At 66.0% G+C, this 6,479-nt stretch carries 9 protein-coding genes; 3 read left to right on the forward strand and 6 right to left on the reverse strand.

The genetic code is table 11. The features are described 5' to 3' along the window. Positions 1-159: 159 nt before the first annotated feature. The 6 genes from E1266_RS09380 to E1266_RS09405 all read right to left on the reverse strand — a co-directional run bounded on the left by E1266_RS09380 (position 160) and on the right by E1266_RS09405 (position 5,098). Entirely contained in the window at positions 160-1,197 is a 1,038-nt protein-coding gene (locus E1266_RS09380; RefSeq protein WP_132045838.1) for a beta-ribofuranosylaminobenzene 5'-phosphate synthase family protein, read from the reverse strand. Between the two features lie 4 nt (positions 1,198-1,201). Then, complete coding sequence (locus E1266_RS09385; protein ID WP_132045840.1) at positions 1,202-1,945, reverse strand: hypothetical protein; 744 nt, start codon at positions 1,943-1,945, stop codon at positions 1,202-1,204. A 56-nt stretch (positions 1,946-2,001) separates the two neighbouring features. Then, positions 2,002-2,475, reverse strand: coding sequence for an NUDIX domain-containing protein (locus tag E1266_RS09390; protein WP_132045841.1), 474 nt, complete (start codon positions 2,473-2,475; stop codon positions 2,002-2,004). Between the two features lie 9 nt (positions 2,476-2,484). Then, positions 2,485-3,420: a PfkB family carbohydrate kinase gene (locus tag E1266_RS09395; RefSeq protein WP_132045843.1), complete on the reverse strand. Its 936-nt coding sequence runs from the start codon at positions 3,418-3,420 to the stop codon at positions 2,485-2,487. A gap of 620 nt (positions 3,421-4,040) precedes the next feature. Then, positions 4,041-4,304: a DUF397 domain-containing protein gene (locus E1266_RS09400; protein ID WP_132045845.1), complete on the reverse strand. Its 264-nt coding sequence runs from the start codon at positions 4,302-4,304 to the stop codon at positions 4,041-4,043. Then, positions 4,301-5,098 carry a helix-turn-helix transcriptional regulator gene (locus E1266_RS09405; protein ID WP_132045847.1) on the reverse strand — a complete coding sequence of 266 codons (798 nt, stop codon included), beginning with the start codon at positions 5,096-5,098 and terminating at the stop codon, positions 4,301-4,303. The genes E1266_RS09400 and E1266_RS09405 overlap by 4 nt, the downstream gene beginning before the upstream one ends. A gap of 200 nt (positions 5,099-5,298) precedes the next feature. Between E1266_RS09405 and E1266_RS09410 the strand changes: the two genes are divergently transcribed. From E1266_RS09410 to E1266_RS09425, 3 genes are all read left to right on the forward strand, one after another. Further along, complete coding sequence (locus E1266_RS09410; protein WP_132045848.1) at positions 5,299-5,508, forward strand: hypothetical protein; 210 nt, start codon at positions 5,299-5,301, stop codon at positions 5,506-5,508. Continuing rightward, positions 5,505-5,819, forward strand: coding sequence for a hypothetical protein (locus E1266_RS09415; RefSeq protein ID WP_132045850.1), 315 nt, complete (start codon positions 5,505-5,507; stop codon positions 5,817-5,819). The genes E1266_RS09410 and E1266_RS09415 overlap by 4 nt, the downstream gene beginning before the upstream one ends. 249 nt (positions 5,820-6,068) lie before the next feature. Beyond that, entirely contained in the window at positions 6,069-6,386 is a 318-nt protein-coding gene (locus tag E1266_RS09425) for a hypothetical protein (protein WP_207945513.1), read from the forward strand. The last annotated feature ends 93 nt before the right edge of the window (positions 6,387-6,479 follow it).

Below are 6,479 nucleotides of genomic sequence, written 5' to 3' on the forward strand. Positions count from 1 at the left end.
ACGAGCAATCCCGGCGCGGGCGATGACTCATCGCAGTGAATGCCATCCGAGAGTCTGGGTAATGGCAGGAAGTACCTGTTCTACGAAGGCCCGCGGCGAGCGGTTCGCCGCGGGCCGTCTTTGCCGTCCATTCGCGTGAGGAAAGGTAGCTCGCCGGAGTCACGGCGCGGGGATCGCCGGCGCTTGCAGGGGTGGTGCCGGAGTGGGAACGGCGCGGCCGGACGGGAGGGTCACCGTACGGCCGTCCATGAGGTGCCCGAAGTCCCTGGGACGCGGCGACGCGACGATCCGGGCGCCGTGGCGTTCGGCGGCATCCAGGATCGCGCTCCGCGACATGGCGTCGCCGCTCTCGTGGACGGCGAACACCAGGGGGCCGAGGCTGCTCATCCCGGCGGGCACGCCCGATTCGTGGAGCGTTTCCAGGAGGGCACGTACCGAGAAGGGCTGGCACGAGATCTCCGCCTTCTTGAGCCCGAGTGACTGGAACTCCGCCAGGCCGTCGCGCAGGAGCCGCAGGTCCGCGTTCGCGACGGCGGGGACGATGGAGTGGTAGAGGGCGGCGAAGGCGCAGAGGCATTCACGTTCGGGGGTGGGCGTGTGCTCGGCGAAGAAGTCGCGTTCCCGCGTCCCCGAGACGCTCGTCCCCGAGGCGGGCATCAGGAGGGCGAACGCCCAGTGCCGGGGGATCGGCAGCGCGACGGACAGCGGAGGGCTCTCGCGCGGCGCTCCGGCGCTGCTCGGCCGCATGGCCTGCCCGGTGTTGGGCTGCCCGCAGTCGACGAGGAAGCCGCCGCGCCAGAAGGCGTGCCAGCCGATGCCGGACGTTCCGCCGCGTCCGCTCAGCAGTGACAGGCGCTCCGGGGGCAGCCGGAGCCCGTGGCAGGCGGCGGTGGCCGCGACGGTGCCGAGGCACAGCATCGTCCCGGTGCCCAGGCCGACGTGCCGGGGCGGCAGCCGCTCGACGATGAGGGACGTGGCCGGTAGCCCGGCCGTCTCCAGGAGTCCGGTGAGGCGCCGCGCTTCGGCGGGGGCGAGGCAGCCGCCTTCGACGGTGTGCCGCCGCGCGGGCTCGGCATGTATGACCATGTGGGGTCCGTCCAGGGAGAAGCCCGCGCCTCCGTAGACGCGGCGGCTGATCCCGGCGGTGTCGAGGAGCCCCAGGTGGAGTCTCGGGTACGCGGTGAGCGTGCGGCGCATGGCGCTAGTCCTCCGGCGGGTGCGACAGCTCGGAGTCGCTCCACACGGCCTCGAAGTGTTCGGTGAGAGCCGTGTACATGTGGCCGCCGCGACGGCAGAGCAGGGTCATGGTGTTGCGGCTCTGCCGCTTCGACAGGAACGGACCCCAGAACGCCTCGTCGTCGATCACGCAGACGTTGATGCTCGGTATGCAGGAGTAGAGCCTGATCTGGAAGCTTTCCGGTTGATCCTGCCTCAGTTGCCGGGTGTAGCGGAGCATGGCCTCGACGTCGCTCCTGATGCTGTCGGTGTGGTTCCCCTCCTCGATGTCGCGCTGGTTCGCGTACGAGCATCCGGATCCGGGCGCGTCGGGGTCGATGAGGAGTATCCGGACCTTCGCGGAGCCGGCCCAGTTCGCGAACTGGGGACCGAAGTCCTCGCGCAGTGCCCGCAACCCGAAACCCATGATCGATATCTCGCGGCGCGCCTTCTGGAAACGCGGCTCGTACTGGTCGCGGATCGGGACGGAGCGGTAGTGGAAGCCGTCCACGATCCCGAGCTTGGCGAGGTTCTGCAGGCTGCGCGCGGACACCTCGTTCTGGCGGACCCAGAAGAAGACGACCCATCCGGCGAGTCCCGTGGCCATCATCGAGGTGCCGACGGCGAGGGCGACCGTGTGGTCGATGGCCAGGAGCGAGACGCCGACGAAGAACACGAGCGCGTGGACGAGGAGATAGATCCAACTGCTGGGAGTGAGCTTGGAATGCATGGTTCCACCCGGGGGTCGGCCGCGTCACCGTGCGTTCTGTCGGGGGGAGGCCGCGCCTACTCGTTGTAGACGACCTGGCCGGGCCGGCGCCGCCGGTGGCTGCGGAGCGCGATCTCGACCGGCCGGAAGAGCGGATTCGGCAGCCGGTCGAGTGAGTACCACTGCCAGGGCCCGGACTTGCGCGGCTCTCTGTTCACGGGCTCGCCGGTGGCCTCGACGATGAACTCGAAGTCGATGTAATGGCGGTCGTACTCACGGATGTTGCTGACGCAGAACAGTTCCGCCCGGGTGAGCACGAGCCCCGATTCCTGTTCCAGTTCGCGGGCGACGGCTTCTTCCAGGCTCTCCCCAAACTCCAGCCCGCCGCCGCACCAGGCGTAACTGCCCGCGCCGTGCGAGCCTTTCCGCTCCCCAAGCATCACCCTGTTGTCGCGCAGCACCATCGCCCCGACCCCGACGGTCGGGATGATCTGGTCGAGCTCGTGGTGGAGTCCACGTATCGTCGTGGCTCCGGCCTTGTGAGAAGGCATGGCTTCCTTTCAGTCGGCGCCGGCGCGCTGCCGTCGCAGGTAGTCGTGCATTTCGGCCGCGGTCACGCGGTCACCGAAACCGGCCATCGACTTCTCTTCGACGAATCCGGTGCCGTAGGCGCGTACCCGCCGCCCCGCCCGGCTGACCAGCACCTTTGAGATGTCGTGATCGCCGTGGCGCAGGTACCAGGTGCATTTCTCGTCGGACAGCTTCGCCAGCGCGGCGAGCAGGGCGGGGAAGCCGCTCTCCCGATACGGGTACTGATCGGGGAGGCCGAGGAGCGCGGCCATGGTCCGCGCCTGGCTCACGATGATGTCCGCCCGCTTGATCAGGGGCTCGATCGTGTCCAGGTCGAGGTACCTGTCCATGTCGTGCGGGACGAGGTCGAGCCAGAACACCGTGCCGTGCTCGTTCGCGATCTTCATGGCGGCCGTGACCGCCGTACGCGATGGTTCCGCGAGTAGCAGGTAGCCGTCGGCGAAGACGGCGTCGCTGCCGGAGATCGTGCCGTGCGCCTCTTCGATGTCCGTCACGGACAGTTCCCGGATCGGGGTGGTGTCGTCCGCGGCGATGATCCTTCTCGCGTTCCGGTCTCTTAGGACGATCGTCCTGCCGTTGGCGACGCCGGCCGAGGTCGGCAGATGACAGCTCGTCACCAGCCGGGACAGGTAACGGACGATGTCGTCGGTGTGGTGGTCGCGGCCGATCCGGGAGATCACGTGCACGGCATCGAACCAGCGCACGGCCTGCTTCGCGAAATTGATCGCGGTCCCCGCCAGCACGGCGTCGACAGGTGTGAACTCCAGGTGGTCGACGTGCGTGTCCTCGAATGCCTGTTCGTTCAGGCGTGCCCGCACTTCGACCCGCACGTCCCCGATCACCGCGATCGATAACGGCGCCGGCGGTCCCTCTGGAACCGTTCCAAAACACTCATGACCATTCATGTCAGACCTTGTCGTCGCCTGGATTTCCAGTCTCGGACGCGCAGGTCGTGGAATGGTAACGCGAAACCGTAAAAGATCGTAAGTAGCCGTCGGTTTATGGGGATGGGACTGGATTGCGAGGGTCAGTAACTGGGCGCTTTCATGGCAGGTCGGGGGGCGGTTCGGTCCTCTCCTGGAGCATCGGCCGCAAAGTCCGGTTCTGGACAGGAGAGGGCGCGCGGACCTTGAAAATACTCTTGCGTCGGCTACGCCCGGACGGCGGCCGGGCCCACTCCGCGGTCGCGCGTGCGGGGTTCTGCTGTAGCGGCGCTGGTGGCGGATACGGGCGGCGGTGAGGAACGGGCGTGGCCCTCAGCTTGGGCCACTTGGTTCACCGGGCGTCGTCAGGGGAGGACTCTGCGGCCTCAGGTTGCGTCAGCCTGCCGTCCGGGGCCGGACGGGTTCGTCTCCTCCTCTGGCATCGAGGCGACCCGTTGGCGGGGACGGGACGGTGGACGCGGGTCCAGCCATGGGCCTTCGCGCGCCCAGCGGGTGGCGCTGGTCGTGCATCGCACGAACCGGAACGTGACGAGCCCCCGGCCACGTCGGGCCGAGGGCTCACGGAGTCGAGCGGGGGGAGATCAGGCGAGGTCGTGCGCGTTGCTCTTTACCGAGCGAGTGAACGCCGACCAGGCCGAGGCGCTGAAGGCCAGCTTCGGCCCGTCCGGGTCCTTGGAGTCCCGAACACCGACCATGGGGGCAAGGTCTGCCACCTCAACGCACTCGCCACCCGAATGATCGCTGTGGCTGCTCTTGCGCCAGAGACCTCCTACCTCAACGCAATCGCCACCGCTGTGACCACTTCGGCGACTCTTTCGCCACTGGACACGAAGCACCTCGTTCATAGACCTTCCATCACCGTCCTAATCAGAGCCCGGGACTCCTCAACAGGGAGTGCGTAGCCGCGGAGCAGGTCCCAGCGTACGACTTTGTCTCGGATCCTGTCAGGGCGCTCGATCAAGAGTCCTTCACCTGCTGACTCTGTGTAGGCGAGGTCGGGTCTGTCGTCGAAAGTCAACAGAGTAAAGCTTCCACCGAGGCCAGCGTGGTATCCCGCACTAATCGGCACGACTTGAAGCATTGTGTTGATCCGTTTCGAGACCTCAAGCAGGTGATTTAGCTGCTCGCGCATGATCTCGGGACTTCCTACAGTGCGCCGAAGTACGGTCTCGTCTAGGACGACCCAGGTGTGTGGCACGATCTCACGGTCAAGGACTGCCTTCCTTTCCATCCGCTTTGCCGCGAGTTCGGCGGCGTTGGTCCCGTCGTTGGCATCGAGGATGGCGCGAGTGTAGTTCTCGGTCTGGAACAAACCGCTGATGAGTAGCATGCTGAAGATACGGTAGGACGTCGCCTTCTTCTCGTGTTCCAGGTACTCCGGAAAGCCGGGCGGAAGGATGGTCTGGACTTCGACATCGTTGGCGAGCTTCCAGAGTCGGTGGAAGTAGCCATCCGTCTTGAAATAGGTGTCGAGGTCGAGCGCGCTCTGTCCCGAGACCTTGCGCCCGCTCTCCATGGTGCTAATCCACTGCGGGGTGCAGCCGAGTGCGTCCGACAGTTCCTTTCCCGTAAGGCCGGCCTTGTCGCGCAGGCGGCGGAGTTCCGTGCCGAAGAAGATGCGCGCTCGATTTTCACCCATTTGGAGCCTCCGGGGGGTAAACCAGCGAGGGCTGGTTGTGTCGATCTTGGCTCAGCTTGACCGGCAGTGTGGAACGGTCACTAGCGCACTTTAACCCGGACCATGAGGCTGTTCGCAAGCTTTTCGACGCAACGACAGACAACGAGGTCCCCGAGATGCCAAAGAGGTCGGTATCGCATAATTCCACAACAATAGGGCAAATGCCCTTCGTGTCCGATTGGCGGGGCGAGCGATTGGACGACGGGTTCATCGCACACCGGATCGGCGAACTGAGCGACTACCAGGTGCTCAACGGCTGCCTGGGCGAGGTTCAGGCGCAGGACGAGGGCGAACTGTGGCTTCTCTGCGACGCGCAGACCCGACTCTCCGAGCGCATCGCCCTCGCCGAGTCCACGAGGAGGCGGCCGTGAGCATCCCCGAGCACGAGTCCCCGGCCGTCGAGTCGTACGTGCGTCTCAAGGCGCTCGAAATGCACCTCAAGGCGCACGGCTTCACGACTCATCACGTGGCCGGAGGACTGGTCGTCCGGAACGTGACCTCCACCGCGCGTAGTTGCTGTGGAGCCCGAGGAGTCGCCGGTGACACGATCACCTGCCGACCGCACGACGGGGACGAGGGGCGCTACTGGTACTTCACGTCCTGGCAGCAGCCCATTGCGGAGTCCGAACGCATCACCGACGCCCTGGTCATGATCAAGGGCTATCTGGGAGCCCCCGCTTGAACCCCTCCGCGCACGGAGCATGGCACCCCAGCACGACGGCCTACCTCGCCAAGCTGAGGCGCGAGTTCCCGACGTTCGGCATCATCGCCGACCCGGACCGCCCCATCTGGATGGCAGTCCGAGGCGATGACGTGTTCATCAGGGCGACGGACGGCTACGTCCTCCGTCAGCGACTCCTGGAGATATCGGATCAATGAGCCCGGCTCTGACGGCACCACGTCTCTGAGCGTTCTTCTCTAGGATCGCGGTGTGCGTCAGATGCCGTCGGCCGATATGGTCAGTTTAATTTCGTTCCTCGCCGTTTTGCTGATCTTTTTTAGCATTGATGTGCGTTCGAGAAATTCGGCGGCCTCGAAGCCATGGCATGCGTACCTTTTCGAATGGTCGTCCCGGGTCGGCGGCATCGCCACGGCTCTGGCCCTGGCCCTGGGGTGGGCGGACCTGTTCCTCCCGGACGAGAGCAGCCCGATCCATGTGGCCTTCGTGGCCTTCCCCGGGTCGGTGGGGGTGTTGTGCGCCATCGTGCTGGGCGTGGAAATGCTCTGGCAGCGATGGGACTCGCCGTAGCCGGGCGCATTGCCGTCGGCCGACCTGGGGCGACCTCTCCGGGAAGATAACAGTGGGTTACCGTTCGATTGCGATGTGGGGTGGGTGGGGAAG

Source organism: Actinomadura sp. 7K534, assembly GCF_004348575.1.
GTDB classification, from domain to species: Bacteria; Actinomycetota; Actinomycetes; order Streptosporangiales; family Streptosporangiaceae; genus Spirillospora; species Spirillospora livida.

Excerpts from the sequence above, each read along its gene's own strand:
- E1266_RS09385 (WP_132045840.1), bottom strand. The coding sequence starts at position 1,945 with ATGCATTCCAAGCTCACTCCCAGCAGTTGGATCTATCTCCTCGTCCAC.
- E1266_RS09400 (WP_132045845.1), bottom strand. The coding sequence starts at position 4,304 with ATGAACGAGGTGCTTCGTGTCCAGTGGCGAAAGAGTCGCCGAAGTGGT.
- E1266_RS09410 (WP_132045848.1), top strand. The coding sequence starts at position 5,299 with ATGCCCTTCGTGTCCGATTGGCGGGGCGAGCGATTGGACGACGGGTTC.
- E1266_RS09405 (WP_132045847.1), bottom strand. The coding sequence starts at position 5,098 with ATGGGTGAAAATCGAGCGCGCATCTTCTTCGGCACGGAACTCCGCCGC.
- E1266_RS09390 (WP_132045841.1), bottom strand. The coding sequence starts at position 2,475 with ATGCCTTCTCACAAGGCCGGAGCCACGACGATACGTGGACTCCACCAC.
- E1266_RS09395 (WP_132045843.1), bottom strand. The coding sequence starts at position 3,420 with ATGAATGGTCATGAGTGTTTTGGAACGGTTCCAGAGGGACCGCCGGCG.
- E1266_RS09380 (WP_132045838.1), bottom strand. The coding sequence starts at position 1,197 with ATGCGCCGCACGCTCACCGCGTACCCGAGACTCCACCTGGGGCTCCTC.